Raw genomic sequence first — 26,744 nt, 5'->3', positions numbered from 1 at the left:
CCTGAGGAGAAATACAAAGCGTTTTTGGCTTATTTTCTGGAAAACAAGCCAAAAACGAATAAAATAAGCAGATAGTTAGGATACTAAATTGGGATGAAAGAAAGGCCATGCGTCTAGCGTCTTAGGTCTTATAGCTAATTCCTAATGTCCAGCATCTCAAATCAAATGTCTAACAAGTAAGCAATGATACAACACGTAACAGAACCGGTATTAGAGGTGCATGATTTAACGGTCAGTTATCAGCGAAAGCCTGTGTTGTGGGACGTGGACCTCACCTTGCCTTCACAAGCCTTGATCGGAATTATAGGGCCCAACGGGGCTGGTAAATCAACGCTTATTAAGGCTATCATGGGACTGCTGCCGCTCAACAGCGGGTTTGTGCAGTTGTTTGGTCAGTCCTTGGACGAGGTCCGGAAACGAGTGAGCTATGTACCACAGCGCGAATCTGTGGACTGGGATTTTCCGGCTTCGGCGCTGGATGTGGCCATGATGGGCACCTATGGGCAGCTGGGGCTTTTCAGTAGACCGGGGGCTAAGCAGAAGGCCCTGGCGTTGGAGTCTTTGGAGAAAGTGGGCATGCAGGACTTCGCCAACCGGCAGATATCTCAATTGTCTGGAGGGCAGCAGCAACGCGTGTTTCTAGCCCGGGCGCTGGCCCAGAACGCCGATCTCTACCTGATGGATGAACCCTTCGCCGGAGTAGACATCGCCACAGAGACGGCTATCATTGAATTACTACGCCAGATGCGCGAAGATGGCAAAACCGTAGTGGTGGTGCACCATGATCTGCAAAGTGCGCAGGATTATTTTGACTGGGTGATTCTGCTCAACATGCGACTGGTGGCCTCGGGCCCTACGCAGGAAACCTTGACGCCCGACTTGCTGGAAAAAACCTATGGCGGCCGCCTAACGGAACTGAGCCGGGTGAGCGAGCTGCTTCAGAAAAAGAACTTCCCCATCAGAGAAACCAAACCCGTCAAGAAATGAACACGCTTTGGGAATTTCTGAGCATGCAAGATGCCAACGTGCGGTTTGTAACCATCGGGTCTGTGCTGCTGGCGGCCAGTTCTGCGGTGGTGGGCTGCTTTACGGTCTTAAGAAAGCGCGCCCTGGTGGGCGATGCCGTGGCCCATGCCGTACTGCCCGGAGTTTGCCTGGCCTTTCTGCTCACGGGTCAGAAAAACCCGATCATCATGCTGCTGGGTTCTTTTATAACGGGCTGGCTGGCGGTGGTAGTCATGGATATAATCACGTCTAAAAGTAGAATCAAAGAAGATACTGCCATTGGGCTGGTGCTGTCCGTGTTCTTTGGGATAGGCATTTTGTTGCTTACGGCCATTCAGCACTCGGGCAACGAGCAGCAGAGCGGCCTGGACAAGTTTCTATTTGGGAGCGCCGCCGCCTTGGTAGGCCAGGATTTGTACACGTTTGGGGCCGTAGCCTTACTTCTGCTGTTGAGTGTGGTGCTTTTGTACAAGGAGTTCAAGCTTATCTCTTTTGATACCAACTATGCCCGCACCATTGGTTTGCCCGTGAAGAGGCTGGAGTTGCTTCTCACCACGCTCACCGTCCTAGCGGTTGTCGTGGGCATTCAGTCTGTGGGAGTGGTGCTTATGTCAGCTATGCTCATTACGCCCGCCGCCGCCGCCCGCTTCTGGACCGACCGCCTGGGCGCAATGGTGATAATTGCTGCCGCTATGAGCGCCGTGTGCGGGGCAGCCGGTGCCTTTGTCTCCTTTACTGCGCCAGCCATGCCTACCGGTCCCTGGATTGTGATGCTGTTGTCCTTGCTGGCCATCATGTCTTTCCTGCTGGCTCCTAGCAAAGGATTGTTATCCAGATTTTTATCACAGCGAAGGGTGCGCCGCCAGATGCTGCGGGAGAACATACTAAAGACGCTTTTTCATTTAGGCGAACCAACCGGCGAGTACCAGCAGAGCTATTCCAAAACGCAGATTCTGGCGCGCCGGCAGCTTCCTCTGCGCAGAATGCAAACCCAGTTGCAAACCCTTTCGCGGCAAGGCTTTGTGGTGAAGGACACCCAGGGCTGGGCACTTACGCCAGCCGGCAAGAAAGAAGCGCAACGGGTGGTGCGCCTGCACAGACTTTGGGAACTGTACCTCACAGAATACCTGCAGGTGGCCTCAGACCATGTGCACGAAGACGCCGAATCCATTGAGCACGTCCTTACTCCAGAACTGGAAAAACGCTTGGAAGAACTGCTAGACTATCCTACCGCCGATCCGCATAAAACCACTATTCCCCAACAAACCTCATGATGAACCTGGACGCCTTCTGGATAATTGTGACCGGCTCCCTAGTGGCCATGTGCTGCAGCCTGCTGGGTTGCTTCCTTATCCTTCGGCGCATGGCCATGGTGGGTGACGCCATCTCCCACGCCGTGTTGCCGGGCATTGTGTTGGCCTTTCTCTTCAGCGGCACCCGCGAGGTGTGGTCCATGCTTTTGGGGGCGGCTACGCTGGGCGTGGCCTGCACGTTTTTAATTGAGTTTTTACACAAGAAAGCCCGGGTACAGTCAGATGCGTCCATTGGCGTGACGTTTACTTGGCTGTTTGCACTGGGCATCATTCTCATATCTGTGTACGCGGGCAAGGTAGACCTGGACCAGGACTGCGTGCTGTATGGCGAGATCGCGTATGTGCCCCTGGATGTATGGTTCACAGAATCCGGCCAGAGTCTGGGGCCCAGAACCGTCTGGCTCATGAGTGGTGTTTTCCTTCTCATTTTAACCTTCGTAACGCTATTCTATCGCCAGTTGTACCTTACCTCTTTTGACCCTGCGTTTGCGGTGGCCATTGGCGTTTCTACCAGTGTGTGGTACTATCTGCTCATGGGCGCGGTGTCCTTGACTACGGTGGCAGCGTTTGAGTCTGTGGGGGCTATTCTGGTGGTGGCTTTTTTGGTGGGTCCACCGGCCACGGCGTATTTACTAACCGACGATCTCAAGAAGATGCTCCTTATCTCCTCAGGATTAGGCGTAGTGGCTTCTTTTCTAGGTTTTTATCTGGCTTTATGGTTGGACGGTTCCGTGGCTGGTGCCATCTCCGTAATTATAGGGTTAGAATTTCTACTTGCCTTTGTTCTTTCTCCCAGCCATGGCCTAATATCCCGCAACAGAAAACTATCCAAGGTAGCTAGCGCATAGGGTTTCTCTTCACGCACCTACGGTTATCATAGCGATAGCGTACGCTTGGGTTCGCATTTATTATGGACTGGGAAAGTGTGGAGGCGTCAGCAGGTTTTCATTACGGGAATTACCTTACTATAAGCTTCTACCTGTAAACTGTTTTTGGCCTAAGTTTTCGATTTGTTTGCACTAGTATCCAAACGATCAAACCTTCTATAATTGAAAGGAGCGTTTTTTGCCTTTTTATTCGGAAATAAGCCAAAAACAGATGCTTCTGGAATGCATGAGGACCCAAGTAGACACTTACGCCACGAAACTGTTAAAGTAAGATCGCTCATTACAAAAAGAAACATCGGGCTAACCGCAAGAATATCGTCCTAGCTTCCCTGAAAATTATTTACTAAATATTATATCCTTCTTGCTTTGAAGCACGTTCTTGGAGAACCGTTTTTGGGTTGTTTTTTGTAAAACAGGTCAAAACCAGACAAATCCCCTAGCCTCTCTTGTATGCTTTTCTTGTACGTTCTCTTTACCAGCTGGCTCTGGACTGCTCCGGTTGCTGCATCCCTTTCCACTCCATCAGTAAAGGTATCCGCTCCCGCCGCCGCAGTACAATGGCTTACCTTGGAACAGGCGCTGGCCAAAAGCAAAACCAAGCCCAAAAAGATTCTGATAGACGTCTACACCGATTGGTGCGGCTGGTGCAAGAAAATGGACAAGCAGGTGTATCAAGATCCCGCGGTGGCAGCCAAACTCAACAAAGAATTCTACGTGGTAAAGCTGAACGCTGAGCAACGACAACCCGTCACCATCAACGGCCGAACCTACAAATACCTAGAGAAGTACAAAGCTCATGAACTGGCCTTGTCGCTATTGAACGGCCAGATGAGCTATCCTTCCACCGTCTTCCTAAACGAAAAGCAACAGGTCATGCAACGGGTGCCCGGCTTTTACGCCGCCAAAGACTTTATGCAGCTGTTAACGCATATTTCCATTAATTAAACCTCAGCCATCCAGTAAATAGCTGACAGGCCCCTGCATTCAGCTACTAACCAGCGTTTTATAAGCACACTTGTTCATTTCTGCCGTTTTTAGCCTATTTTTGCGGAAACAGGCCAAAAACGGCTTTCCCTTTTAACACCAATCTGCTGTGCTACCTTCTACCCTTGCCCAAGATACCATCATCGCCCTGGCTACGGCTTCTGGACACGGGGCTATTGCCATCATCCGTTTGTCGGGGCCCGAGGCGGTTTCCATTGTCAATGGCGTATTCAAAGGCAAGAACCTGCAGGCACAGCCGTCGCATACGCTGCATTTTGGCACCATTCGGGACGAGGATAAAATTCTGGACGAGGTAGTAGTATCCTTATTTAAGGCGCCGGCTTCTTACACCAAAGAAGACGTGGTGGAAGTGTCTTGCCACGGCTCTCCCTACATCACTGAGCAACTCTTGAAACTGTTCCTGCGCAAAGGTGCTCGCTTAGCTGAGCCCGGCGAGTTCACCAAGCGCGCGTTTTTGAACGGCCAGTTTGACCTGGCCCAGGCCGAGGCCGTGGCTGATCTCATTGCCTCTGACAGCGCCCTGACGCACCAGGTGGCCATGAAACAAATGCGCGGCGGCTTCTCTCAGGAAATCAAAGCCTTGCGGGTGCAGCTCATCCACTTCGCGTCTATGGTGGAACTGGAACTGGACTTCAGTGAAGAGGACGTAGAATTTGCCGACCGCAGCGCCCTGCGCCGACTCATCACCACCCTGCAGCAATTGATTACTGATCTGCTTAAGTCCTTTGAGATGGGCAATGTGCTCAAAAACGGCGTGCCCACGGTCATTGCCGGGAAGCCCAATGCCGGAAAATCCACCTTGCTCAATGCCCTGTTGCGCGAAGAAAAAGCCATTGTCTCTGACATTCCCGGCACCACGCGTGACGTGATTGAAGACGAAGCCCAACTAGGCGGCATCCGGTTCAGGTTCATTGATACCGCCGGCCTGCGTGATACTCAAGATACCGTGGAAGCCATTGGCGTGGCCCGTACCAAACAGCAGTTACAAAAGGCTTCTTTGGTATTGTACCTGTTTGATGTGACCACCACTTTGCCAGAACAATTAAGAGAAGAGCTGGCCGCCCTGCAACTTCCCCAAGTGCCATATCTTCTCATTGCCAATAAAAAAGACCTCGCCACGCCGGCCCAGTTGAAAAGCTTCGCTGGTTTTGAACACCTAGTGTACTTATCTGCAGGTACAAAAGAAGGCTTGAAAGAATTGGAACAGTCCCTGCTGGAAGTAGTTAACGCCAACGAAGCCCTCACCGGCGACCGTACCATTGTGACCAACCTGCGCCATTTCCAGAGCCTCCAAAAAACCAATGATGCCCTTCAGGAAGTCCTGCATGGCCTGGATACCGGCCTCACCGGAGACTGGCTGGCCGCCGACATCAGACGCTGCCTGTTCTACTTAGGAGAAATCACCGGAGACATCACGACAGATGATTTGTTGGACAACATTTTTACCAAGTTCTGCATCGGAAAGTAAAACTACAAAACAAGCAGTAAGCACTTCTGAACAAAACCTATATAAAAGCCTCTTTAAGGGACTTTTTTAATGCATTATGTTTTGTTTGTTAATTATTGCTAGTGGTTTATTTATTCAAAGTTTGTTCCTTTCTTGTTACTATCCTAGCAAGAGGAACAAATATTTTATACCTTTCGCGAAATTACTTGACTTATTTAACCTTAAACAACTCTACTAATACTTCCTTAACCCTATGCGCCATGAGTTCTAACATAAGAGTACAGAGGATTTGCCAGCAGTGCGGGAAAGAGTTTGAGGCCAGGACCACAGTCACCAGAACATGCAGTGACACTTGCGCCAAACGGCTTTATAAAGCCAAGCAAAAGGAAGCCAAGGTAGAGGCCAGCAATAAAGAGACCTTACAGATAAAGGCCCAACCGGTAGAAGCGGTGAAGTCAAAAGAATACCTGACTATAAAGGACACTGCTATCCTGCTTAACTCTTCCAGGCAGACTATCTACAATCTTATTGAGAAAGGAACGCTACGTGCGGTAAAGCTCTCAGAAAGAAAGACCCTCATAAAAAGAACAGACATAGACACTTTGTTTAATCCCTCTCAAACAGCCTAAGTATGAAGATCACCAAAGTAAAGCTCCGCACTAAGCCAATGAAGGACAATAGGGAAAGTGTACGCCTTGACTATTACCCACCCATCCCCCACCCGACCACAGGCAAGCCGACTAGGTTTGAATATACTGGCTCCTATTATACCATACTAGAAAGAACCCACAACAAAGAAATAAAGGCGCTTGTTGAAAACCTAAGGGCGCAAAGACAACTTGAAGTGCAGGCCGGGCAACTTGGCTTTATGACTGCTAAGGAACAGCAACAAGACTTGATTGCTTTTTACAAAGAGGTACTGGCAAAGAGAACAGGAACCAATCTACAGAACTGGCAGAGTGCTTTTTATATTACTTGACTGAGTACTTTGGTGAAACCTACCCTATAAAGGAGTTGACAGTTAAGGAGTGTGAAGGCTTCAGGGAATACCTAATAACGGCAAAGAGTCAAAGAAACGAAAGCAAGATTTCTACAAATACAGCAGTCTCTTATTATGGAAATTTCAGGGCAACGCTTAAGCTAGCCTACCAGGAAGGACACCTGTTGCAAGATTTAGACAAGCGTGCGGGGAGCATAAAGCCAGAGGAAACAGAAAGACAATTCCTTACATTAGAAGAATTACAAGCATTAGTAAACACTCCCTGCCCAAATGATTTACTAAGAAAGGCGGCGCTCTTCTCTGCGTTGACTGGCCTACGCTATTCAGACATTGAAAAACTTACTTGGGAAGAGATACACCACAGCGAGGCCACCGGTTATTCTTTAAGGTTCAGGCAGAAGAAAACAAAAGGCTCAGAGACTTTTCCAATATCTGAACAGGCGGTATTGCTTTTAGGCGAACGCAAGACAGGGAAGGTACTTGAAGGCCTAACCTATTCAAATACTTTACTAGAACAGCTTAGAACATGGGTAAACGAGGCAAAGATTGCTAAGTATGTCACGTTCCATAGCTTCAGGCATACTTACGCCATTCTGCAAATCAGTTCCGGCACAGGTTTTTTCACCTTGTCAAAAATGATGGGCCATAGGGATTTAAAGACCACCCAGGTATATGCTAAGGTGATGGACAAGGCCAAGCAGGACGCGGCCAACAAGATTAAACTAGTATTATAAAAACAAAGCCGGCGAGCTACCAACTACAACCGGCTTTGAAATAAAATTAAACTGATGCAAGATACGGATAAAACAAGGGTTGACTTCTATCACAGATCTCACGCTAAGGCATTATAGATAAAACTTGATGTAGTCAAGTTTGTCGAAAGGGAATGCTCAACAATAGAATCAAGCGTTAAAAGGTATCATGAACAGCAATTACTTGCGAGGATATTCTCTAATGAGGAGCCTGAGCAGGAAAGGTTTGAACAATATATTCAATCTCCTGAAGAGGAAATTAAAAATCGGCAAGAAGCGCCTAAACTTCTTGCGTCAGGGGTAAATCTGGCAGAACTTAAATTATTGAAATTCATTAAAGGCCTTGACATAGACAGGAGCCTTATCATTCAAAATGAACTGGAGGAAGTTGAATTCTTTCAAGAGAAAAGAAGGATTGCGATTTCAGAGTGGGCAAATATTGACTTACCAACTCAAGAGTACAGGATATACGGCTGTTTCTCAGACAAGAAAGACTTTAAATCACTCCACTCTACCCCATCAATGCTATGTGCTAATATTGGTTGTGTAATTTCCAGCTTGGAGGACGAGTTAGATGGATTAGGTTTTAAAAAGTCTAATAAAGCCTATTATGACTTACACCAGCAGATTTCTATTACTTAAAGATGAAATTACTGTATTTGAATCTTTTAAGTAAAGGCCTTAACGAAATCAACAACATAGAAAGCTCAGAAAAACACGCCCCAGAGGGCAATATTAAGATAGACAAGAAAGAAGCTGTCAAAGCATCATTAGATTACTTATCAGGCCATAACCCCCTTGGAGTCAAGATAATGGAGCAAGAAGATTTTCATAATCTTCTGGAATACACCTACCATTTAGTTGAGAAGGATGAAGTCCCAGAAAACATAAAGCGACTACGCCAAATTAACATTCCAAACAGATTAATTATTTACACTTACTACCTATTACACCAGAAACTTTACACAACTAAATCGATTAGGGGATATTTTATAGACTTTTTAAAAGCTGTTTTCATTCAGTTAAATGGGACCGAAAAAAGTACTTTAAAAACTAAGTTTTCAACTAGACCTAGCTCGTACGAAGCAGATATGAAAAAAATGAGTAGGTAATATTGGTAACCCCCGTTACCTGTTAGTTACCATTCAGTTACCCTAGTTCTTTGCCTTACTACTATTTAACAAGTGAGGCACGTGAAAACTATCGTATTAACCACTGATGAACTTAGTCTATTATTCCAGCAACTCTTCAGACAAGAGATAGCAAGTTATTTTTCAGAAACTGCTTTAAATGCTGGAGAACATAAAAGCACTAAGCTACTCACTATCACCCAGGCCGCAGAGTTTCTTACGCTTGCCCCAGCCACAATTTACAGCCTTGTTAGCCGGAATGAGATACCTTACATAAAGAAAACCAAACGGCTTTACTTCTCAGAACAGGAGCTTACAGAATGGCTAAATAGGGATCGTAAGTCTGGCGCCAATACTGTTGATACCACCACCACATTAAGAAAGGAGGGCTTAACGGCCATGCATAAGCACATTAGCCCTCCTCAAAAGTCTTTATTCTCTGAACAAGATAAAGATACTCAATTAAGAGAATTCCTGCAAGCCGTTCCTAGTCTGGCCTTTACAGAGACTGACCTAAAGAATATCGCGGGTAGGTTTAATGTTGCCATCATTCAGTTAAAGCAAATCATTTCCGAGTTAGAAGCCAAGGAGGGGCAACGCAAGTAATGGATGCCCTTAAAGAACTTGCCCGGCTATCTTTATCTAAGAAGAAAGATCAATATCCAAATGTCCCACCAAACTACCTCATACCTACCAAGTTCACAGACAAGACCGCAAGTGGCCTTACTACGTGCATACTGGAGTATATACGCCTTAACGGGGGTTACGCTGTACGCATCAACTCCAAGGGCAGTACAATGAGAAGCTAGGGAAATGGACGAAAGGAACCACCACGAAGGGTACGGCTGATATTCACGCCTGCCTTAGAGGTGTTCATTTCTCTATTGAGGTGAAGATTGGAGAAGACCGCCAAAGCGAGTATTAGATAGAGACGCAGAACTCAGTAGAGAATGCAGGAGGCTTCTATTTCGTTGCCAAGGATTTTGCCACCTTCTTCCAGTGGATAAATAATAAGACAGGAGGGCAATCCAGATGAGCGCCACTAACGCAGAGCCTAAAGAGTTCTACCCACTTGTCACTAATATCCTCAAGCTCCAGTATTGCTCGGGCTTCTTTGACCTTACCGAGATTGTCATGTTTGACTGGTTCGTAGTAAAGGCAAAGGCTTTTAAGTATAAGCAGTTCTACTACTCGCGCCGGCGCATCTCTGAAGAGATCAGGGTAAAGGAGGATAGGCTAACTACCATCATCGCACGGTTCCATGACTTGAGCTTTATAGGCATTGAAATAAAAGGTATGCCCCGACAGCATTATTTTACTGTAGACCTAGCCAAAGTAATAGAGCTTATACCTCAAATCTTCCAGTTTACCGAAAACAGTAAACTATCACCTGAATACAGCAAACTATTAGCTTATTTCAGTAAACTATTAGCTGAAAGTAGTACACAAAAGAAATATAATAAGGAAGCTTATAAGGAAGGTATACAAGGACAATTAAGAGAAGAAGAGAACATGGTAGGTGATGGCTCACCTACAGGTGATTTTCCTTTTTCTGATGGAGAAGAATTAAATACACCAAAAGACTTCTGTGCACTAGTTATAGATAGGGCTAACCAAGCAACGGAGCGAAAAAGATTAGAGGCTCAGCAAAAAGCAGAACGGAAAGCTCAAAAGGAGGCCGAACTTGTGGAGCAAGCCAAGCAACGGAAGGTGGACAGCCTAATAAGACTCCTTAACAACACTTATGCCTCTAGAGTCAATATGCACAAAGAAGGCAAGACGAAAGGCGAGAGAGTTAAGAGCATCACTAAACTAAGTTTCCTAAAAAGGAATAAAGATGCGCTGTACGAGCTTGCCAAAGAATATGGTGATGAGGAGATAGAGAACAGCTTTATTGCTTATATAGATGAATTCCTAAAAGAGGATATTGAGGTAAGGAAGCTAATACCATATTTCCTAGCAAGGAAGCCAGAGACAAGAGACTTTGACACCTTTCACACCTACTTGAATAAGTTCATAGCAGAATACTCTTATGAGAAATCTTAGCCCAAAAGTTCAAACACCCTCATCTTACTAGTAACCAGCCTTAATAAACCAATACTCATGACTTCGCATATTTTAAAGGCTGCTCATTTCTCCTTAGTGATCAAGTCCGACAGGCTAACAGACTCACTAGGCAAGAGAGGTACAGATAATAGATTAACATACCACGCCCTTGGGCAAGTATCAGAACTTCAGAAGGTGCTACAAGTGTACATTGATTTCACCAGTTTTCTGAATGACATAAGCCAGGACGAAAAGTATTCGCCTAGGACACTTACAGAGTGCAAGGAGTTAACCAGGTACTACAGAGCGGAACTTAGGCACTTTCTCAAAAGGGACGGTGAAATCGAAATCCCTAAGTCCTAGTAGACCATTTAGAAGACATAACCCAAAACCCATATTTGCTAACTCCTTCTGAACTTAAAAAGGCTTATGCCGTCCACTGCTATATGTTCACGCCAAAAGGCGAAATAGACGAAATCAGTTTTGAAGAGACTACCGGAACTGATCTCCAAGCCTCTCTTAACAATGTGCCCCGGCATGAATTACCAAGGCTAATAAAGGGGTTTGAGCAGTTAGACAATCTTGCAAAGGTTGACATTAATAGGCCACTTGAGCAGTTACAAAGCAGCATTGAAAAGGAGTTGAAGGCGCTCTCAAAGTGCTGTTAGTAATCTCCCTTTTATTTAGGGCGATAGGTTTATTAAGCTTATTAGGGGAGTCTTAAAAACGTATATGTTGTAACACTACTTTATACACCTAAACCCTAATGACATGCCAGGACCACTAGCACTATTACCTTTATTAGCAACCGCATCACCTGGATTATGGCAGGCTTTTTCTGGCGGCATCCAAGGCATTAACGCCAATAAAGTTAAACCCATAGACACCAGGCCTCAGGAGTTCAAAGAGATGCTTGCCATGCGTAGGCAACAGGCAGGCTCGGCATTTATGCCCGGTCAGGCCAGTTCCGAAAATCGCATAAACCAGAATATGGCAAACTGAACAGCAGCACTCGCCCAATCGGGTACGGGGGCTTCTGGAGTATTGGCCGGCATCACGAAATTAGGCCAGCAGGCGAACCAAGCAAGCAGCCAGTTAGCAGACCAGGCCGCAGGCTTTCAGATGCAGGCCAGGGACAAGTTAGCTGGTGCTTTGGCGCAGGACGCACAATGGCAGGCTAGCGATTTAGCCAATGCGAACAGGGAGCGAGCAGCCTTGAAGCAGGCCTCTGCTACTAATTTATTTGGGGCCTTATCAACCCTAGGAACGGTGGGTGCCTATGCATCTAGCGGCGGCTTTGACAAAGACCCCATTACAGGTAGAACGCCAAAGCTACCAGGCCAAAGCACGCTCAACAACTACGGCGCCGGCGGGTTGTATGACCTCAACCAGACTATGCAGATTGGCTTAGGCGGATTGGGTAACATATCAGGCAAAAGGGCCGGCTACTGGTTCTAATCTTTCTACTATCTTGTGAGGGATAACTACCCTCCAGAAGATGGAAGAAGAACAGAAGAAACCAGAGCTTACCACCGAGCAGCTAGCAAAACACTACCGGCAGTTAGAAGACCTTATACTGAGAGCTAAGGCAAGGACGCAGATGCAGCAGGAACGGCTACAGAAGGCAAAGGATAACCTAGAGAAGGTATTTGAAGCAGCCAGACAGAAGAAAGCGGGCAAGGAATGACTTTGTGTATATCTGTTAATGGACTAGGCCAAACCACTCTTTTACAATTCCCACCTACATACATCTTTCTTTTACAAGCAAAGCCATGAGCAAGCAGGCATTTCTAGAGGGTATTTCAGGGCTTCTAAGCGCGTACGGGGCATCCGTAGGCGTTCGTACGGTTACCGGGTTAAGTACGCACCAGCTACGCGTATTGCTGGCAATTCACTACCTCAACGAAATGCATCTTAATAGAGTCACCAAGATTAAGGTAGCCAAGTGCACTTACTTGTGGCTGTCTAGTGTGAGTAATACCGTGAATCAGTTTGTAGAGGCCGGCTATATCAAGCCATTGGAGAAGCCTATGTATTATCTACACTTAACTTAGAAGGGTTTGGGCCTGATTAATGGATTAGAAAAGGGCTTTAAGAAACAGTGCAAGTTATTAGCAGATGGGCCTCCCATTTTGAATAAGCCCAAAAGAAGGTAAAAAGACTTTACTTATAAGGCGCAACTTTACTGCTTGCATTATCAGCTAAGGTAAATGGGAATATAAGGAGGGTAAGAAGATAAAAAGAAATAAGCCATTTGTTCAAAATTTTATGGTCTAATGCTTCAAAGCTCATCTCATATTGATCAAACCAAAAGAGTATTGTCATTGCAAGCAGGAAAATTGCCACTAACCCTGATGTAATTTTAATAAAGATTTCCTCTTGCCTTATTATTTTAGTGACTAATCTAGTTGCTTTGGTAGCTATCAAAACAACTATAGGCATCAAACCACAAAAAACGAATGACCAAAAGAAGAGATACAATTATGTGCCTTGATGTTTTAGTTTGGTAGCTACAAATTCAAAAATTAAGAATAAGCCTGCCATTGTATAGGCCATAAACAGGTACATTAAGCACATGCCTATTATCCACCTTACTACATCGCCAATAACAAGAGAAAACTTCATTGTCCTTTTTTTCTATAAGTTATATTTAAAATCCTTAATATTCAAATTTTATAGCTTATCAGGTATTAACAGAAGTTTATTTGCTCAAAGTACCATCCTGATAAATTAGGCCGTTGCTCCCATTGGTCTACCCATTTCTGGACAGCTTCATTAAATGTTCTCTTATCTGGAGCGCTCCTGATGCCTGTGCGCTTATTGCCATTCTTCATGTAAAGCGTTAAGCTGAAGAACAGACAGGGCAGTGCTTTTGCTTAGGCGGAACTTGGTAAGTTATTTTGGGCTTGTTGGCATTGGCGCTCATAATTTAATGTACGTCAATGCCAACTTTACTTTCTTAGAGTAAAACCTTAAATTTTATAATCAAATAATCTAATGATCTACGTCTAGGTGCCTTTTTTGATTTTATTCAGCAATGGCCTTTCAATTAAATGGGTTAGGACAAAGGCCACCACGACCATGCTAAGGGTCAGTCCGATAAATTGCGCGGGCTCTGGAAGCCATTTTATCTGGGGTCTGACAAACCCGTTCCCTATTCTGTTGTGTATCAGGTAAAGGCAGTAGGAAATGCTCGCAAGAAAAAGAGTCGCCTTGTTTACAATGAAGGGAATACGATTATTGATTGACAGGTAGAAGAACAAAAAATAGACCGTCGTCATCACCGCATGTACTGTCATGGAGATGACCGTAGTCACTGGGTGAATCTCATCCGAGTTAGAGATGGCGAATACGGCCATAGAATAGCTAAGCAGAAGCAACAGCCACCTGGTAGTGTTTCCCCCGTCATACTTCAGTCGGTTGAACAGGATGCCTGCATAAAACGCCGGCCAAACTACCAGCAGCGGGAAATAGCGAAGGATTGACTTGTGGATGCCATCAAAAGGACCAAGGGGGAGCAGTGTGGTCAGAAGGATGTAAATTATGGCAGCGGCGCCTATCCTTTCAATTTGTTTGCCCCAGCCAAGGGAAAGCAGTGTGCCCAGCAATGCATAGAACAGTACCTCTATAAGTAATGTCCAGTACACCCCGTCGAGGAACCTGAGGCCAAAATAGTAGTTTAGGAACGAGAGGTTTGTCAGGTATTCGACCATCAAAAGCGCAGTCGAGGTGCCGTGGGTAATTTGATAAGCGAATTCTAATAGAAAAGTAAGGGAGACACATACCCAGAAGAACGGTATCAGCCTCACAAACCGCCTCTTGAAATAGGCTGGGGCTTTGGGGTTTGACCGGACCAGGTTGAACCCAACGAAGCCGCTAATAATGAAGAACAGATCCGTCCCGCCAGCGAAGATGGAGAAGAAGTCTCGGTAAGCAGTGCCTTTGGAGAAATGGACCAGAACCACGATGAAGGCAGTGATGCCCCGGGTGCAGTCCAGTTCAAGGATTCTCTTGGAGGGTATTGGATTGGAGGGCAATATCAATGGTTGGCTTGGCCCATTCTCAATTCCCATTTTAGCTTCTGTAGAATATCCAAGCCCTTGAATCTGTTGCGCCATGTCGATTTTAGTCCAAAAAATTTCATACTGTAAAAGTACATAATGCTGTGCTTCCCTAATGAATGTTCCCCTTTTAAATCCTTATCAGTATGGAGAATCTATTTTACAATTCTAATAATTTTAAGCTTTGGTTGCTCTCGTCCGCTTCAATGGTAGTCTCATAGAACCCGTGTAGTTTCTCACTGACCGACTGCATCTCAATCCTTGCGGGGTTGGTCTCTAAGGAAAACTGCTGGCGCAAAAAGTTGAACTCCTCTGTAAAAGATTCTATAGTAGCTTGATCATCCATCAGCATGATGTTCTCCCGGTTGTTGGCCCCCGCGAAGCAGGTCCAGTTGTAAGAGGTTGCCAAGGCAGTACGACCATCAATCACGCAGAACTTATAGTGCAGCATCTTGCCCGGCTGGCAGAACCTAAGCTCTCCCCCAGCTTCGATGAAACGTTGCCAAGGCAGGGCACTGGGGTGGTTGTTAAGGTAGTCGTTCCTAGTGATAAGTGACACGCGCACTCCGCTTTTAAGTTTATCCAGAAGAATGGAAAATAATTCCCTGTCAGTGAGCCAACTTACTGCTACCAGAATCTTCTGAGAGGCTGATTCTAACTGGGAAACAATAATGGCTTTTATACCTGAGAAGAAGATTTCCATGGGTGGTAGTGCTAAATGAATTTTAAACTTACCAGTTTAAATTAAATAATAACAGAACGAACTTACAATGCGATATGGCAGCAATGCGTCATTTGAAAAAATGGCCCATCTTACCCGCGCTCCTATTGCGAGCAATGTGAAGGTGTTTTCAGTACAGCCTCATGTTAGATCTGATTACTAATGTTTTGCTAAAGGAGCTTGAGCCTATCTCGTTGGGCTTACTATATAGATCAATAACATTGCCGTCATTCCCGAAACGCTTTCACTTTGACTGGGTAGGGTGATTGTAAGACCGGCGCCCGCCTACATTTTTTTAACGGCACTCTGTCTATATCCACTATTTTTTACACACTGATATAGCCGGCTCTATTTGTTCTACAGCTCTGCCTTTCTTGGCAGTAGTTCGTTTATCAGGTCTGCCAGTGCGTGTAGTTCTGAGACTAGCTTATCCTCTTCCGCTTCGTTCAGGCTCCTGTACTTGGCTGTACCGTTGAACTTCTGTGTAAACATAGCCGAGGCGTCTTAGTTGCTCTTGCCTGGATAAAGGTCAAGTGCAAAGCCAGATTAATTAAAGCGGGGATTATTTATGATTTGTCTAAGTAGTCTTGTCTTGTGGCTTTCCATAGTCTGGCTCTAGTTGAATGAAGGGGTTAGGCTAGCTTTCAATTCCCTCAGCTCTTTGCTCATCTCTTCTAATTTCAGTAGCACTTCCTTGTTGCTGTTGGCTATGATCTCAGCTAGCATGGCTGGGTCTATGCTTTAATTGTAGATATTTACTGTGTTGTTGTTGTTGTTGTTGTTGTTGTTGTTGTTGGTTGGGTTGCCGCTATCGTAGGTAGCCATGTATTGGATAGTTAATTTAGATGAGTATTTAATATAAGAATGTAAAGTGCCGTTGCGCCTGCCTTAAGCGGTCTGCGCTGCAAAGCCCATTATTATCTGAATGCCTGCGGGTTTTTCATTTTAACATTGTCAGGTATGAAAGCATTTTCATACTCTGTTTGTCGCAACGCGCCGTGCAAATCTTTGTAATAGACCCACTTCCATTTGAAGCGCCCGACTTTGGCGCAAAGACACTTATCCTTGCTCTTTATTTTTATCCCGGTCAAACTGCTTGTATTTGAATAGTAGATGACAAAAGCTATCGCGTCGCTATTCCCCCATGCCTTCTCTTTCAAAGGCATTGAAAAATCCTGAGGGTCAAACATGCCCAGGTGTCCGCGCCCATCTTTGGTGATTGTCTGGTGTTGCCTATCGTGCCTGATAGTATGCACTTCCACTGTCAAATCTTTAAACAGTATATGAATTTCATACTCTACAGTGATAAAGGAAGTTGGCAAGCCGTAATCTGTGGCCTCTGGCTCTGGAATACCGAAGTAAGAGTCTACCCAAGGGAAAGCAAGTGTTTCCTGTTGCATCATAATAGTGTGTGGTTTAAGTGGTGATAAATGGACATTTATTTGTTAAACGTTCCTATTTTGTTCCTTCAATAAACCACTAACCAATTAACTACCTTATTTATAGCCTGTTAACACATGTCAATACTTTCTGCATCGGCAAATAAATTCAGCGCAGTTGAGGTCGCTCTTTAAAGCTGATCAGCTAAATAACATCTACTGTTCCCGTATCTCACTAGGTTCATCGTCACCTTTGGGTGGACTGGCTTTCGCAATTTTTGCCTCAGCTTTTAGGCGCGCCTGGTTTTCTTTTCGTTCCTTAAATTCTTTTTGGCGCTGTTTCTTTTGTTGGTCTGCTGATCTGGTGCTCATAGTGTATTCTATTTTGCTTTTCTACAACGAAGTATTGCGGCGATTAAATTACTATTCAAGTCGTTAAAATTCATCCTCGGCTTTCATTTTCGGAAAGGTATACAACAGAAAATCCCCGGTCTGGAATAGACCGGGGATTTTCTGTTTTTGGCGTATTTCACCCAAAACTAGCCAAAAACGACGCTACCCTAATCGCGGCTATTTATTCTAAGATGTCATCAGGTTCGGTTAAATCCAAGGCAGCACTGAAGCTTTCATAAAAGTTGGTCAGCTTTTCTTCCTTTATTTCTCCACCATCTTCCACAATGGCAACCTGGGCGCCGGGTAAGTCTAAGAGGGTCCAAATGGCTTCTTCTGTCTCTGAAGATGATATGTTCACGCTATGTTCAGTTTGCATGGGCAGGGTTAAAGTAGAAGTTAATACTTGACTACAGGTTACATAACTCAAATACTGAGCCAATTAGTATGCAGGCCGCCTATTTTATTTGCTAAAAATATCAAGCGGCTTCTGTGTCAAAGGGAAGAATGGCAAGAAACAATGAGAAGCTGAAACAACCTTGCTATTCTTTGTAACCATCACCGTACCAAAGGTTTGCAGAATTTACCAGGTCACCACTACCTTTCCCGTGGTTCGTCCTAGTTGGAACAAATGAATAGCCTGGTGCATGTCTTGGTATGGAAACACATGCCCAACATGCTGAGGAGGCAAGTCTAGCGCCTGCAGTTCTGCCAATAGCTGGTGTAATAGTTGGGTCTGTTCATAGAGGTAAATGAGGTTGAAGCCCATGAGGGATTTGTTCTCGGTGGGCAGTTTGAGCGGGTCTATTTTGGGGCGCTGCAGAAATTTCCAGATGAGGCGCGGGTAATTGGGGCGGGCGCTGTGGCTGGAGAAGCTGGCGTTGCCATATACTACCATCCGGCCCATGGGCGCGAGGGCCTTCCAGCCCTGGGCCAATACCTTGCCGCCAATACATTCCATGATCAGGTGCATGGGTCTTCCGGCCAGGGCTTGTTGCAGCTGCCTGCCGAACTCCTTGCCCCGGACTATGACGTCATTATAGCCTTCCAATTCTAGCAGAAACGGTACTTTGCTAGCCTGGCCCACGGTACCAATGGTATAGGCGCCGTATTTCTGGCAGATGCGGTTGGCCAGAATACCTACGCCTCCCGCCGCACTATGAATGAGCACCGTCATGCCCGGCTGCAGATTCCCCAGCTGCTTAAGCGCATAATAGGCCGTTAAGCCTTGCACCAGAAAACCTGCGCCCTGCTCATAGCTCCAGGCAGAGGGTAGTGGAATCACGTATTCAAAGTGGAGGTTGATATGCGACACATAGCCACCAAACCTTGTCACACCCATCACGCGGTCGCCCACCTGGCAAGAAGTGACGCCCTCTCCTACGGCTATGACCTCGCCTGAGAACTCCAAACCAGGAATAAAGGAACCCGCAGGCGTGGCGCTGTAAAGCCCCTGCATGGCAAAGACATCGGCAAAGTTGAGACCCACGGCCTGCACCCGCACGCAGACTTCGCTTGCGGCCGGCGGACCAAGCGTCTCTGTCTGTAAGGTGAGGTGATGGATGGAACCGGCTTTGGGCATGCGGTACATCTGGCGCTGGAGCATGATGTAAAACGTTAAATAAACTGTATCACTCCTATAAAAGCCGCTCCTAAATGCATCTACCCGATTACAGAGAGAGCGAAGAAATTCCCTTCAAAATGCGTACGGACAGTTCAAGAATTTACCTTTGGGTTAACCACCGTAGTCAGCACATCGTGAAACAAAATCCTTTTTATAAAGGATACGTGGGAGGACGGGTCACCAAATGGCCTTACTTTTGGGATTGGATTGATAGGTCGTTTTTAGCGTTTTTTCCAAGAAACAGACCAAAAGCGACCTATCAACAAGTTCGCTCTTTAGACTTTCTGTAGCTCGGGTTGAGGTTCCCATTCTTCAGCGTTCTTAATGCCTACTTTCTGGGCATCAAACACAGGGTCCACGCCGGCTTTGCGCTGGGCTTGATAATCACGCAGGGCGCGCATGGCAGGTTTTTGCAGCAATAGAATGGCAATGATGTTCAGCCAGGCCATGAGTCCCACCCCTATGTCGCCCAGGGCCCAGGCAGACTCGGCGGTCTTCACTGATCCGAAGAAGGTGGCCACTAAAATAGCGGCGCGCAACCCCCACAAGGCCCATTTGCTGGTGCCCTTTTTCATGAGATAGCTTAAGTTCGTTTCTGCGATGTAGTAGTAGGCCATGATGGTAGTGAACGCGAACAGCAGCAAGGCAATGGCCACAAAGCCTCCACCCAAATCGGGGAAATGCGTGTTCACGGCATTTTGTGTGTACTCAGACCCGATGGGCACATTGGGCATGTTCTCCACCAGAAAACCACCGGCTGGGTTCACCACATTGTACTGCCCCGTGAACAGAATCATAAGCGCGGTGGCCGTGCACACAAACAACGTGTCTACATACACTGAGAACGCCTGCACCAAACCCTGCTTCACCGGATGGGATGCCTCGGCGGCGGCGGCGGCATGCGGAGCTGTTCCCTGCCCTGCCTCATTGGAGTAGATGCCGCGCTTCACGCCCCAGGCCACGGCCATGCCAAACACGCCGCTGAATCCTGCCTCCATGTTAAACGCTGATCTGAAGATTAACCCAAACACTGCTGGCACTTCTGTGATGTGCATCGCAATGATGATCACCGCCATTAGAATGTAGGCGCCCGCCATGAACGGAACAATGATTTCGGCTACGCGGCCAATGCGTTTCACGCCGCCAAAAATGATCAAGGCCAAGAGCAAGGTCACCACGCCTCCCGTCACGGCTGGCGGCACCGGAAAGGCATTGGTTATACCCAGGGCAATGCTGTTGCTTTGCACGCCCGGCAACAAGAACACCATACTAATGATGGTAGCCACGGCAAATACCACCGCGTACCATTTCATGCCCAGGCCTTTCTCAATGTAAAAGGCTGGTCCGCCCCGGTACTGTCCGTCTTTCACTTCTTTGTAGATTTGGCCCAGCGTGGCTTCAATAAACGCCGAGGCACTTCCCAAAAACGCAATCATCCACATCCAGAAAATAGCGCCTGGCCCACCCATGGCAATGGCCGTGGCCACACCTGCAATGTTGCCCGTGCCCACGCGCCCGGCAATGGCCATGGAAAACGCCTGAAACGAACTTACCCCCGTATCTGAGGCCGCATTATTGAACAGTAACCGGATCATCTCCTTCAGGTACCGCACCTGCAGAAACCGCGTAATCACTGAAAAATAAATGCCCGTGCCCAAACACAGAATGATTAAAGCGTTACTCCAAACAAGGTTATTGATGCTGGTGATGATTTCTTCCATGTGCGGTGGGAAAAAAGATGAGGAATAGGACTAGCCGCGAAGGAGGCCTTTTATAAAAAAACGGTTCTTGGCTTAGTAAAGAAAGGAAAAATTCTTTGGAGTTAAAGACGTTGCAGCCAGTTTTGCATGCAAGTTCCGCATTTTCAGTGCGGCAAGGTTCGCGCAAAGCAAAGCTTGCCGCTCCCTAGCCAAGTCAAACTTTTTCCTGGTTCATCTGCTGGTAGGCCAGGCTGTAAGCCCCGGCTTTAAAATTTCAACCTTCTTCCCCCTTCCTCAGTATAGATAAAGCGCTTAGAGGAGGCAACCGCTTTAGACAAAGACTAGATTCCAGCCTGAATTCCTTTAAAAGCGACAACGGTGGCACGCTTTTATCATTGCACGATTGAATTGCCCATGTGTAGAAGTGCTATCCAACCCAATTTATGTGCTGGTCACCAACCGGTACCAAAACCCAACAGAAACTGATTTTTAACATGCGCAATTATTTCTTAATCACATTCACTGCCTTTGCTTTAAATGCCCTCCTCGCCCCTTTAGCTTTTGGGCAGAACTCCACCTTCAGAGACCGTTTAACTTTGGGGGTTAAGGCCGGCTTTAACTGGACCAGCAGCAATGACGAAGACCGGGTGCAAGACAACAAGGTCAAACCAAGGCCGGGGTTTCATGTAGGTGGTCTGGCTCACTACCACCTAGCCGATAACTGGGCCCTACAAACGGAATTAACCTATTCTAAAGAAGGCGCCCTGTACGATTTTAAAGGGTCTAAAACCATTGCCCCATATGAAGGAAAGACAGATCTCAACTTCTTAAACGTACCGTTGCTAGTGCAGTACATGTTTGGCTCTAGCTTTAGAATCCAAACCGGTCCGCAACTGGGCTATGCGTTAAGCATCAAATATGAAGACCCGTATAATGAAGAATCAGAGAAGAACGACATCCAGAAAGTGAATCTATCCTGGTCTGTAGGGTTTGGGTATTTGACCAAGTCTGGCATTGGGTTTGATGCCAGGTACAATGCGGGCTTATCTAATGTGTATAAAGAAGGCTTTTACCCAGACCAATCTGCTCGTACCCGCGCCGGCCAGATAGGAGTGTTCTACCAATTCAAATAAGGCCGGTTATATTTACCTCGGTTGAATCCTTTTCTTCAGACTATATTTTTCAAGAGCCTTTCCCAATGCCAATAAGGGAAAGGCTCTTGTCATTTATGAGGTTAACCTCTTTCCAAAAGCTACAAAAAATGTTCTCTTTTCTGAGTTCTGTCACAAACGTTAGCCTGAATTTTTAAAAAGCATGAGCCTTTTGGTCAAACTTGTTTTTTCCGCAGGCTCCAACTCTCGCCACTCTCCAGGTTTTAAATCCCCCACTTCTACATTCACTATTCGCACCCGTACCAACCTTTCTACTTCATAGGCTAGCTTATAGCACATGCGCCTGATCTGGCGGTTAAGACCCTGGGTGAGGACGATTGAAAAGGTCTTCTGCCCTACCTGTTGAACCTGTGCCGGCCTGGTCTTTTGGCCCATGATCACAATGCCACTGCCTACTTGGTCCAGAGCCTCTTGCGTAAGCGGTTTGTCTACCGTCACAACGTATTCTTTTTCCTGGTGTTGGTCTGCGTTGGCGATGCGGTGGTAGAGAGTGCCGTCATTGGTGAGAAGCATGAGGCCTTCAGATTCTTTGTCTAGGCGGCCTATGGGGAAGACCCGCTCTTGCATGCCCAGCGCTTGGGCCAGGTTGTTTTCTATATTTAGACTAAGGGTAGATTCTATACCGCGGGGTTTGTAGTAGGCCAGATAAAGAAATTTCTGCGGTTCTTTTAGGACCTTACCATCTAACACTACTTGGTCTTCTGGCTTTAACGCCTGTTGTAATTGCCCCTTCTGCCCGTTCACCAACACTCGCCCCGTCAAGATGGCTTGGATGGCATCTTTGTTGGAAAGCCTTCCTTTCTGCACCACAAAATATTGAAGAGAAGACGAGAGAGATTTCATTTGGGCCGAAGCGTTAATAAAAATGAATAATGAGTTGTCCGCAAAGATACAGCTTGCAAGGTACGCTACTTGGTAACAGTGTTGAGGCATGAATACTTGTGGCCAAGGAAGTTAGTTTAAGAATTTATTCAACAGACAGATAATGTATCCAACCTTGGCTAAGTGGCCAGCTCCGTTTTTGGCTTATTTCCCAGAAAATCGGCTAAAAACGAAAGTAGTTGAAGGTCTACTTTCTCATGACCTTAGAATGTTTGAAATATATTACTCAAGTTGACTCATTGACCCATGTCGGATTGAGTTTCTACCCATGGGAAATTTAGTATTGCATCTCAAAGGACTATGAATCCTATTACTTGTTCATAAATTTACATATACTTGCACTTCAGCTAAGCATATGAATATGATTGTAGTAGCTGCCCGCATCAAGTAACGCAGGGCATCCTCCCTTCCTCTTTTTACTTTCCCTGCCACCTACACAAGCCTGGCGAAGGGTAACGTATTGTCCACTACAATCATTTTTACCATGTCACCAAAAAATACCTCCCTGGGGAAGCTTTCTTCTTTCCTATCCATTATAAAACAATCGCTTAACGGCGAAGAATTAGATTACACCGTAGGCAGCATCAGGCGGTCTGTGGTGCTGTTGGCCATTCCCATGATGCTGGAGATGATCATGGAGTCTGTGTTTGCGCTGGTAGACCTCTATTTTGTGGGGCACTTGCACAACAGTTCCTTCGCCATCCAGACCGTGGGCCTCACCGAATCAGTCTTAACCGTCATTTACTCTCTGGCCATTGGCATCAGCATGGCTGCTACGGCCGTGGTTGCCCGCCGTATTGGCGAGAAAGACCCCGAAGCCGCTACCAAGGCCGGTATGCAGGCCATCTTGATTGCGGGCGTGATTACCTTAGTTCTGAGCGTACTGGGCGTGGTGTTCGCAGAGAAGATCCTGCTGCTCATGGGTGCTTCTGCCGAGGTGGCCCGGGTGGGAACGCCATTCATGCAGCTCATGATGGGCAGCAGCCTGTTCATTATGCTGTTGTTCCTGATCAACGGGATTTTCAGGGGCGCGGGCAACGCCGCCATTGCCATGAAGAGTCTGTGGGTGGCTAATGTGGCCAACATCATCCTCTGCCCTATCTTCATTAATGGCTTCGGTCCTATTCCGGCCTTCGGGTTGACGGGTGCGGCCATGGCGACTACGCTGGGCAGAGGCTTGGGTGTGGCCTACCAATTGTATCACCTTACCAGAGGCAACAGCGCGCTGCAGGTGCGGCTTCAGCATTTTGTACCTGACCAAGAGCAGATTAAAGCATTGGTAAAGATTGCCTCGCCGGCGGTGCTGCAGTTTGTGATTGCTTCTTGCAGCTGGATTTTCCTGGCGCAGTTAGTGGCCACTACCGGTGGCGACCATGGCTCTGCCGGGTACCAAACCGCGTTGCGCCTGCTCATGTTCTTCATCCTGCCGGCCTGGGGCCTCAGCAATGCCGCCGCCACCTTGGTAGGACAAAACCTGGGTGCTCACCAAATAGAGCGCGCCGAACAGGCCGTCTGGCAGACCGCCAAATACAACGTGCTTTTCATGGCCTTCGTGACGATAATCAGCTTGGTGGGTGCCGGATATTTTGTGGCCTTTTTTACCAATGATGCCCAGGTGCAGGAAGTGGCCATTCAAGCCATCAGGATTATGAGCGTGGGGTACATTTTCTATGGCATCGGGATGGTGCTCATCAACACCTTCAATGGCGCCGGCGATACCTGGACACCCACCTGGGTGAATCTGGGCGGCTTCTGGGCATTCCAGATTCCTTTGGCCTATATTTTAGCCAAGACCTTTGCGCTGGGCCCGCTGGGTGTGTTCATTGCCATCCCAGTGGCCGAGACGTTCATCACCCTCGTCAGCATTTTCTTGTTCAAACGAGGCCGGTGGAAGACCGTGAAGGTGTAAAAATTTACTTTTGGAGTTTATTAATTTAAAAGGCCCCTCCTGATTTGGAGGGGCCTTTTTGTTAGTACAATTAAATGATTGATTAAAAGGACTTGCCTTCCTTACTTTGAATCTGCTGATGCCACACCCCCTTCGTCCCTCAAAGGCTAATCTACGGTTGACAAAGGCTCATGGAGAGGTTTCTAGAAGTTTATCAAGCCACAGGCAGGCCAAAACCAGAAAATACAATCCCTACGGAAATAAAGAAAAAAGACCGTGCGATAGCACGCATGACTCTGCAACAACAGCCAAGGCCATTGCCTGAAACCAGCTAAACCAACCATCAAACCGCAGCAGGATTGGGACCCAAACCAGTCCTGGTCCTGAGCGCCTCTGGTGTTTGTGCGCCGCGGTGAGCGGCGGCAGGGACAAAGTCCCACAAACAACAGCAGCGCGAAGGGCCGGGACGGGGCCCCGCGGCCGTGAGCGCTTACCAGAAGAAATGAAACAAGGCTGTGAGTTCGCCCCGGAAGTAAAGAAACTACTCTAGGAACAGCCAACGGAAGTGCACGGCAAAAAGAACAGCAGCAAGTAACTGATGTAACATCCGCGCCATAGAAAAGAGAAAGGCAACAGCTAATCGTGGCTCAAAGTAACCCCTTCTACGCCAGGCCAGACGGAAAGGCATTTTCAATCCACCATCGTTTTTCGCCTAACTCCCAGAAAACAAGCCAAAAACGACCCTCAAGCAAAAACAAAAAACCGTCCTGCACAAAAGCAGGACGGCCTTCCAATTCACTAAATACACAAAAACTTAGAAACCGCTTACATTCAAACGACCGCCCGTTACGCACTTACCAGCCAGAGAAGAGGTGGGAATGGCGCTGCTGAGGATAGCATTCTTGATCTCGGCGGCGGTAGCACCTGGGTGCGAGGCGGCATACAAGGCCACTCCACCGGTTACGTGCGGCGTGGCCATAGACGTACCGTTGTAAGAAGACAGCGTGTTGTAGGCCGTAGAAGACCAGATGGCAGAACCAGGGGCGCCAATATCAACGGTAGTAGCACCATAGTTAGAGAACGAGGAACGGGCACCAGTATTCGTGATGGCAGCCACGGCAATAACGTTAGCGTTGGTCATGTTAGACGGGAAGCTGGCAACGGCATCATTGTCGTCACCCACGCCGTCAGAACCGCCATTACCGGCGGCAGCCACGAACAAGATGTTTTTAGTATTGGCGCGCTCTACGGCGTCAAACAGGGCCTGTGAGAAGCCACCGCCTCCCCAAGAGTTGTTAGAGGCGACAATGTTCATGCCGTGACGGGTTTTCAAATCGGTTAGGTAGTCAACGGCTTTCACGGCGTTGGCGGTGGTACCACCTCTGCGGCCCAAGAACTTACAGGAGATCATGGTCACGTTCCAGTTCACGCCTACTACGCCGCTGCCATTGTTTTTACCGCCAATGGTGCCCGCCACGTGCGTGCCGTGGTCATCTGAACTGCCGCGGGTGCCCCCGTCATACACCTGGTTGTTGTTTCCGTCAAAGTCCCAGCCGTTGACATCGTCTACATAGCCGTTACCGTCGTTGTCTACCCCGTCAATAGGATCATACGGATTCACCCAAATCTGTCCCTGCAATTCTGGATGGTCTACTTGAACACCTTCATCAATGATGCCCACTACCACAGAGGCAGACCCGGTGTTGCCTCTGGCCCATGCCTCGGCGGCCTGGCTGCCATACTGGTTGGCCGGCGAAGACGCATCACCATACATGCCCCAAAGGCTGCCGTTGGTGAAGTACGTGTCTGTAGAAGCGGCTTGGTGCTGGTAGATGTAGTTGGGCTCTACAAAGGCTACTTCTGGAGAGCCTTTCACTTTGCCCATGGCTTCTATGGCTGCCATAGGGGTGTGGACCAATACCAGACCTTCACGGTCACCCAGGCGTTGCATGGTTCTGGTCAGGATTTTTTCCTTCACTTTCCCACTAATGCGTTCCAACACGGCGGCTTTGGCGGCATCTGAAGTACCGGCTTTAAACTTCACCAATACTTCATTGGCTACGTGGTCATGGCCCGCCATGGCTTGCGCGTCTTTGGAGGAAGAGATTTCTGCCGTTTCAATAACCTGGTCCGTGTCACAGCTGGTCAAGAACGCCATGGACAGGGCAGCCGCAGCTACCGCAGTTTTCCCGAAGGTGAGGTACTTTTTTTTCATGGTAAGAGGGTTGTTTGAAAGGTTGAAAGATTTGAATTTGGGTTGTTTACCGGTTCCAAATTGCAACACCCATCCCCCAAACGAAAGGAAAAAAACCACCGCGGCGTAACAGGCCAAAGGACCATGT

Annotated in this window: 28 protein-coding genes; 19 read left to right on the top strand and 9 right to left on the bottom strand. The window is 47.2% G+C overall.

The genetic code is table 11. From position 1 onward, the window contains the following. The first annotated feature begins 183 nt into the window (after nucleotides 1-183). The 17 genes from GU926_RS02005 to GU926_RS01930 all read left to right on the top strand — a co-directional run bounded on the left by GU926_RS02005 (nucleotide 184) and on the right by GU926_RS01930 (nucleotide 12,639). The gene (locus tag GU926_RS02005) at nucleotides 184-987 is read left to right on the top strand and encodes a metal ABC transporter ATP-binding protein (RefSeq protein ID WP_160688544.1); all 804 of its coding nucleotides are present in this window, start codon (nucleotides 184-186) and stop codon (nucleotides 985-987) included. After that, the gene (locus tag GU926_RS02000) at nucleotides 984-2,279 is read left to right on the top strand and encodes a metal ABC transporter permease (RefSeq protein WP_160688543.1); all 1,296 of its coding nucleotides are present in this window, start codon (nucleotides 984-986) and stop codon (nucleotides 2,277-2,279) included. The genes GU926_RS02005 and GU926_RS02000 overlap by 4 nt, the downstream gene beginning before the upstream one ends. Further along, a complete protein-coding gene (locus GU926_RS01995; RefSeq protein WP_317165612.1) occupies nucleotides 2,276-3,166 on the top strand; it encodes a metal ABC transporter permease in 891 nt (296 codons plus the stop codon). The genes GU926_RS02000 and GU926_RS01995 overlap by 4 nt, the downstream gene beginning before the upstream one ends. A 489-nt stretch (nucleotides 3,167-3,655) precedes the next feature. After that, the gene (locus GU926_RS01990; RefSeq protein WP_160688542.1) at nucleotides 3,656-4,150 is read left to right on the top strand and encodes a thioredoxin family protein; all 495 of its coding nucleotides are present in this window, start codon (nucleotides 3,656-3,658) and stop codon (nucleotides 4,148-4,150) included. A gap of 148 nt (nucleotides 4,151-4,298) precedes the next feature. Then, complete coding sequence (mnmE, locus tag GU926_RS01985; protein ID WP_160688541.1) at nucleotides 4,299-5,678, top strand: tRNA uridine-5-carboxymethylaminomethyl(34) synthesis GTPase MnmE; 1,380 nt, start codon at nucleotides 4,299-4,301, stop codon at nucleotides 5,676-5,678. Between the two features lie 239 nt (nucleotides 5,679-5,917). Further along, nucleotides 5,918-6,286, top strand: coding sequence for a helix-turn-helix transcriptional regulator (locus GU926_RS01980; RefSeq protein ID WP_160688539.1), 369 nt, complete (start codon nucleotides 5,918-5,920; stop codon nucleotides 6,284-6,286). A 2-nt stretch (nucleotides 6,287-6,288) separates the two neighbouring features. Then, nucleotides 6,289-6,636 carry a hypothetical protein gene (locus tag GU926_RS18435; RefSeq protein ID WP_232058404.1) on the top strand — a complete coding sequence of 116 codons (348 nt, stop codon included), beginning with the start codon at nucleotides 6,289-6,291 and terminating at the stop codon, nucleotides 6,634-6,636. Beyond that, entirely contained in the window at nucleotides 6,633-7,391 is a 759-nt protein-coding gene (locus GU926_RS01975; RefSeq protein WP_232058403.1) for a site-specific integrase, read from the top strand. The genes GU926_RS18435 and GU926_RS01975 overlap by 4 nt, the downstream gene beginning before the upstream one ends. A gap of 342 nt (nucleotides 7,392-7,733) precedes the next feature. Then, entirely contained in the window at nucleotides 7,734-8,051 is a 318-nt protein-coding gene (locus GU926_RS01970) for a hypothetical protein (RefSeq protein WP_160688537.1), read from the top strand. 2 nt (nucleotides 8,052-8,053) lie between these two features. Further along, a complete protein-coding gene (locus tag GU926_RS01965; RefSeq protein WP_160688535.1) occupies nucleotides 8,054-8,521 on the top strand; it encodes a hypothetical protein in 468 nt (155 codons plus the stop codon). Between the two features lie 81 nt (nucleotides 8,522-8,602). After that, nucleotides 8,603-9,145, top strand: a complete 543-nt coding sequence (locus tag GU926_RS01960) for a helix-turn-helix domain-containing protein (protein WP_232058402.1) — start codon at nucleotides 8,603-8,605, stop codon at nucleotides 9,143-9,145. 426 nt (nucleotides 9,146-9,571) lie between these two features. Then, the gene (locus tag GU926_RS01955) at nucleotides 9,572-10,585 is read left to right on the top strand and encodes a hypothetical protein (protein ID WP_160688533.1); all 1,014 of its coding nucleotides are present in this window, start codon (nucleotides 9,572-9,574) and stop codon (nucleotides 10,583-10,585) included. Nucleotides 10,586-10,983: 398 nt separating this feature from the next. Beyond that, a complete protein-coding gene (locus tag GU926_RS01950; RefSeq protein ID WP_160688531.1) occupies nucleotides 10,984-11,253 on the top strand; it encodes a hypothetical protein in 270 nt (89 codons plus the stop codon). A 103-nt stretch (nucleotides 11,254-11,356) separates the two neighbouring features. Continuing rightward, nucleotides 11,357-11,587, top strand: coding sequence for a hypothetical protein (locus GU926_RS01945; protein ID WP_160688529.1), 231 nt, complete (start codon nucleotides 11,357-11,359; stop codon nucleotides 11,585-11,587). Nucleotides 11,588-11,629: 42 nt separating this feature from the next. Continuing rightward, a complete protein-coding gene (locus GU926_RS01940; protein WP_160688527.1) occupies nucleotides 11,630-12,043 on the top strand; it encodes a hypothetical protein in 414 nt (137 codons plus the stop codon). 40 nt (nucleotides 12,044-12,083) lie between these two features. Then, the gene (locus GU926_RS01935; RefSeq protein WP_160688525.1) at nucleotides 12,084-12,272 is read left to right on the top strand and encodes a hypothetical protein; all 189 of its coding nucleotides are present in this window, start codon (nucleotides 12,084-12,086) and stop codon (nucleotides 12,270-12,272) included. Between the two features lie 85 nt (nucleotides 12,273-12,357). Continuing rightward, entirely contained in the window at nucleotides 12,358-12,639 is a 282-nt protein-coding gene (locus GU926_RS01930) for a MarR family transcriptional regulator (RefSeq protein ID WP_160688523.1), read from the top strand. A gap of 109 nt (nucleotides 12,640-12,748) precedes the next feature. On the opposite strand, the gene GU926_RS01925 is transcribed toward GU926_RS01930, so the two are convergent. The 7 genes from GU926_RS01925 to GU926_RS01895 all read right to left on the bottom strand — a co-directional run bounded on the left by GU926_RS01925 (nucleotide 12,749) and on the right by GU926_RS01895 (nucleotide 20,481). Next, nucleotides 12,749-13,012 (bottom strand): hypothetical protein, encoded by a 264-nt coding sequence (locus tag GU926_RS01925; protein WP_160688521.1) that lies wholly within the window; start codon nucleotides 13,010-13,012, stop codon nucleotides 12,749-12,751. 581 nt (nucleotides 13,013-13,593) lie between these two features. Beyond that, entirely contained in the window at nucleotides 13,594-14,703 is a 1,110-nt protein-coding gene (locus GU926_RS01920) for an acyltransferase family protein (protein WP_160688519.1), read from the bottom strand. A 103-nt stretch (nucleotides 14,704-14,806) separates the two neighbouring features. Continuing rightward, nucleotides 14,807-15,349, bottom strand: a complete 543-nt coding sequence (locus tag GU926_RS01915) for a phospholipase D-like domain-containing protein (RefSeq protein WP_160688517.1) — start codon at nucleotides 15,347-15,349, stop codon at nucleotides 14,807-14,809. 935 nt (nucleotides 15,350-16,284) lie between these two features. Then, nucleotides 16,285-16,770 (bottom strand): hypothetical protein, encoded by a 486-nt coding sequence (locus tag GU926_RS01910; protein WP_160688515.1) that lies wholly within the window; start codon nucleotides 16,768-16,770, stop codon nucleotides 16,285-16,287. A 550-nt stretch (nucleotides 16,771-17,320) separates the two neighbouring features. Then, a complete protein-coding gene (locus GU926_RS01905; protein ID WP_160688512.1) occupies nucleotides 17,321-17,515 on the bottom strand; it encodes a hypothetical protein in 195 nt (64 codons plus the stop codon). A 204-nt stretch (nucleotides 17,516-17,719) separates the two neighbouring features. Then, on the bottom strand, nucleotides 17,720-18,742 hold the full coding sequence (locus GU926_RS01900; protein WP_160688510.1) for an alcohol dehydrogenase catalytic domain-containing protein: 1,023 nt from the start codon (nucleotides 18,740-18,742) through the stop codon (nucleotides 17,720-17,722). A 293-nt stretch (nucleotides 18,743-19,035) separates the two neighbouring features. Next, nucleotides 19,036-20,481, bottom strand: coding sequence for an alanine/glycine:cation symporter family protein (locus GU926_RS01895; RefSeq protein WP_160688508.1), 1,446 nt, complete (start codon nucleotides 20,479-20,481; stop codon nucleotides 19,036-19,038). A 422-nt stretch (nucleotides 20,482-20,903) separates the two neighbouring features. Between GU926_RS01895 and GU926_RS01890 the strand changes: the two genes are divergently transcribed. After that, a complete protein-coding gene (locus tag GU926_RS01890) occupies nucleotides 20,904-21,593 on the top strand; it encodes a porin family protein (protein ID WP_160688506.1) in 690 nt (229 codons plus the stop codon). A gap of 159 nt (nucleotides 21,594-21,752) precedes the next feature. On the opposite strand, the gene GU926_RS01885 is transcribed toward GU926_RS01890, so the two are convergent. Beyond that, complete coding sequence (locus GU926_RS01885) at nucleotides 21,753-22,475, bottom strand: pseudouridine synthase (protein WP_232058401.1); 723 nt, start codon at nucleotides 22,473-22,475, stop codon at nucleotides 21,753-21,755. 523 nt (nucleotides 22,476-22,998) lie between these two features. Here GU926_RS01885 and GU926_RS01880 point away from each other — a divergent pair. Continuing rightward, on the top strand, nucleotides 22,999-24,423 hold the full coding sequence (locus GU926_RS01880) for an MATE family efflux transporter (protein WP_160688502.1): 1,425 nt from the start codon (nucleotides 22,999-23,001) through the stop codon (nucleotides 24,421-24,423). A 793-nt stretch (nucleotides 24,424-25,216) separates the two neighbouring features. On the opposite strand, the gene GU926_RS01875 is transcribed toward GU926_RS01880, so the two are convergent. After that, nucleotides 25,217-26,617, bottom strand: a complete 1,401-nt coding sequence (locus GU926_RS01875) for a S8 family peptidase (RefSeq protein ID WP_198001449.1) — start codon at nucleotides 26,615-26,617, stop codon at nucleotides 25,217-25,219. Nucleotides 26,618-26,744: the final 127 nt, after the last annotated feature.

The organism is Nibribacter ruber (assembly GCF_009913235.1).
Taxonomy (GTDB): Bacteria; Bacteroidota; Bacteroidia; order Cytophagales; family Hymenobacteraceae; genus Nibribacter; species Nibribacter ruber.
This window is presented reverse-complemented; position numbering and strand designations above follow the sequence as displayed.

Coding starts and splice junctions, on each gene's coding strand:
- GU926_RS01910 (WP_160688515.1), bottom strand. CDS start 16,770: ATGATGCAACAGGAAACACTTGCTTTCCCTTGGGTAGACTCTTACTTC.
- GU926_RS01995 (WP_317165612.1), top strand. CDS start 2,276: ATGATGAACCTGGACGCCTTCTGGATAATTGTGACCGGCTCCCTAGTG.
- GU926_RS01905 (WP_160688512.1), bottom strand. CDS start 17,515: ATGCAAACTGAACATAGCGTGAACATATCATCTTCAGAGACAGAAGAA.
- GU926_RS01895 (WP_160688508.1), bottom strand. CDS start 20,481: ATGGAAGAAATCATCACCAGCATCAATAACCTTGTTTGGAGTAACGCT.
- GU926_RS02000 (WP_160688543.1), top strand. CDS start 984: ATGAACACGCTTTGGGAATTTCTGAGCATGCAAGATGCCAACGTGCGG.
- GU926_RS01935 (WP_160688525.1), top strand. CDS start 12,084: ATGGAAGAAGAACAGAAGAAACCAGAGCTTACCACCGAGCAGCTAGCA.
- GU926_RS01945 (WP_160688529.1), top strand. CDS start 11,357: ATGCCAGGACCACTAGCACTATTACCTTTATTAGCAACCGCATCACCT.
- GU926_RS02005 (WP_160688544.1), top strand. CDS start 184: ATGATACAACACGTAACAGAACCGGTATTAGAGGTGCATGATTTAACG.
- GU926_RS01990 (WP_160688542.1), top strand. CDS start 3,656: ATGCTTTTCTTGTACGTTCTCTTTACCAGCTGGCTCTGGACTGCTCCG.
- GU926_RS01915 (WP_160688517.1), bottom strand. CDS start 15,349: ATGGAAATCTTCTTCTCAGGTATAAAAGCCATTATTGTTTCCCAGTTA.
- GU926_RS01885 (WP_232058401.1), bottom strand. CDS start 22,475: ATGAAATCTCTCTCGTCTTCTCTTCAATATTTTGTGGTGCAGAAAGGA.
- GU926_RS01965 (WP_160688535.1), top strand. CDS start 8,054: ATGAAATTACTGTATTTGAATCTTTTAAGTAAAGGCCTTAACGAAATC.
- GU926_RS01920 (WP_160688519.1), bottom strand. CDS start 14,703: ATGGCGCAACAGATTCAAGGGCTTGGATATTCTACAGAAGCTAAAATG.
- GU926_RS01875 (WP_198001449.1), bottom strand. CDS start 26,617: ATGAAAAAAAAGTACCTCACCTTCGGGAAAACTGCGGTAGCTGCGGCT.
- GU926_RS01930 (WP_160688523.1), top strand. CDS start 12,358: ATGAGCAAGCAGGCATTTCTAGAGGGTATTTCAGGGCTTCTAAGCGCG.
- GU926_RS01900 (WP_160688510.1), bottom strand. CDS start 18,742: ATGCTCCAGCGCCAGATGTACCGCATGCCCAAAGCCGGTTCCATCCAT.
- GU926_RS01980 (WP_160688539.1), top strand. CDS start 5,918: ATGAGTTCTAACATAAGAGTACAGAGGATTTGCCAGCAGTGCGGGAAA.
- GU926_RS01890 (WP_160688506.1), top strand. CDS start 20,904: ATGTGCTGGTCACCAACCGGTACCAAAACCCAACAGAAACTGATTTTT.
- GU926_RS18435 (WP_232058404.1), top strand. CDS start 6,289: ATGAAGATCACCAAAGTAAAGCTCCGCACTAAGCCAATGAAGGACAAT.
- GU926_RS01955 (WP_160688533.1), top strand. CDS start 9,572: ATGAGCGCCACTAACGCAGAGCCTAAAGAGTTCTACCCACTTGTCACT.
- GU926_RS01880 (WP_160688502.1), top strand. CDS start 22,999: ATGTCACCAAAAAATACCTCCCTGGGGAAGCTTTCTTCTTTCCTATCC.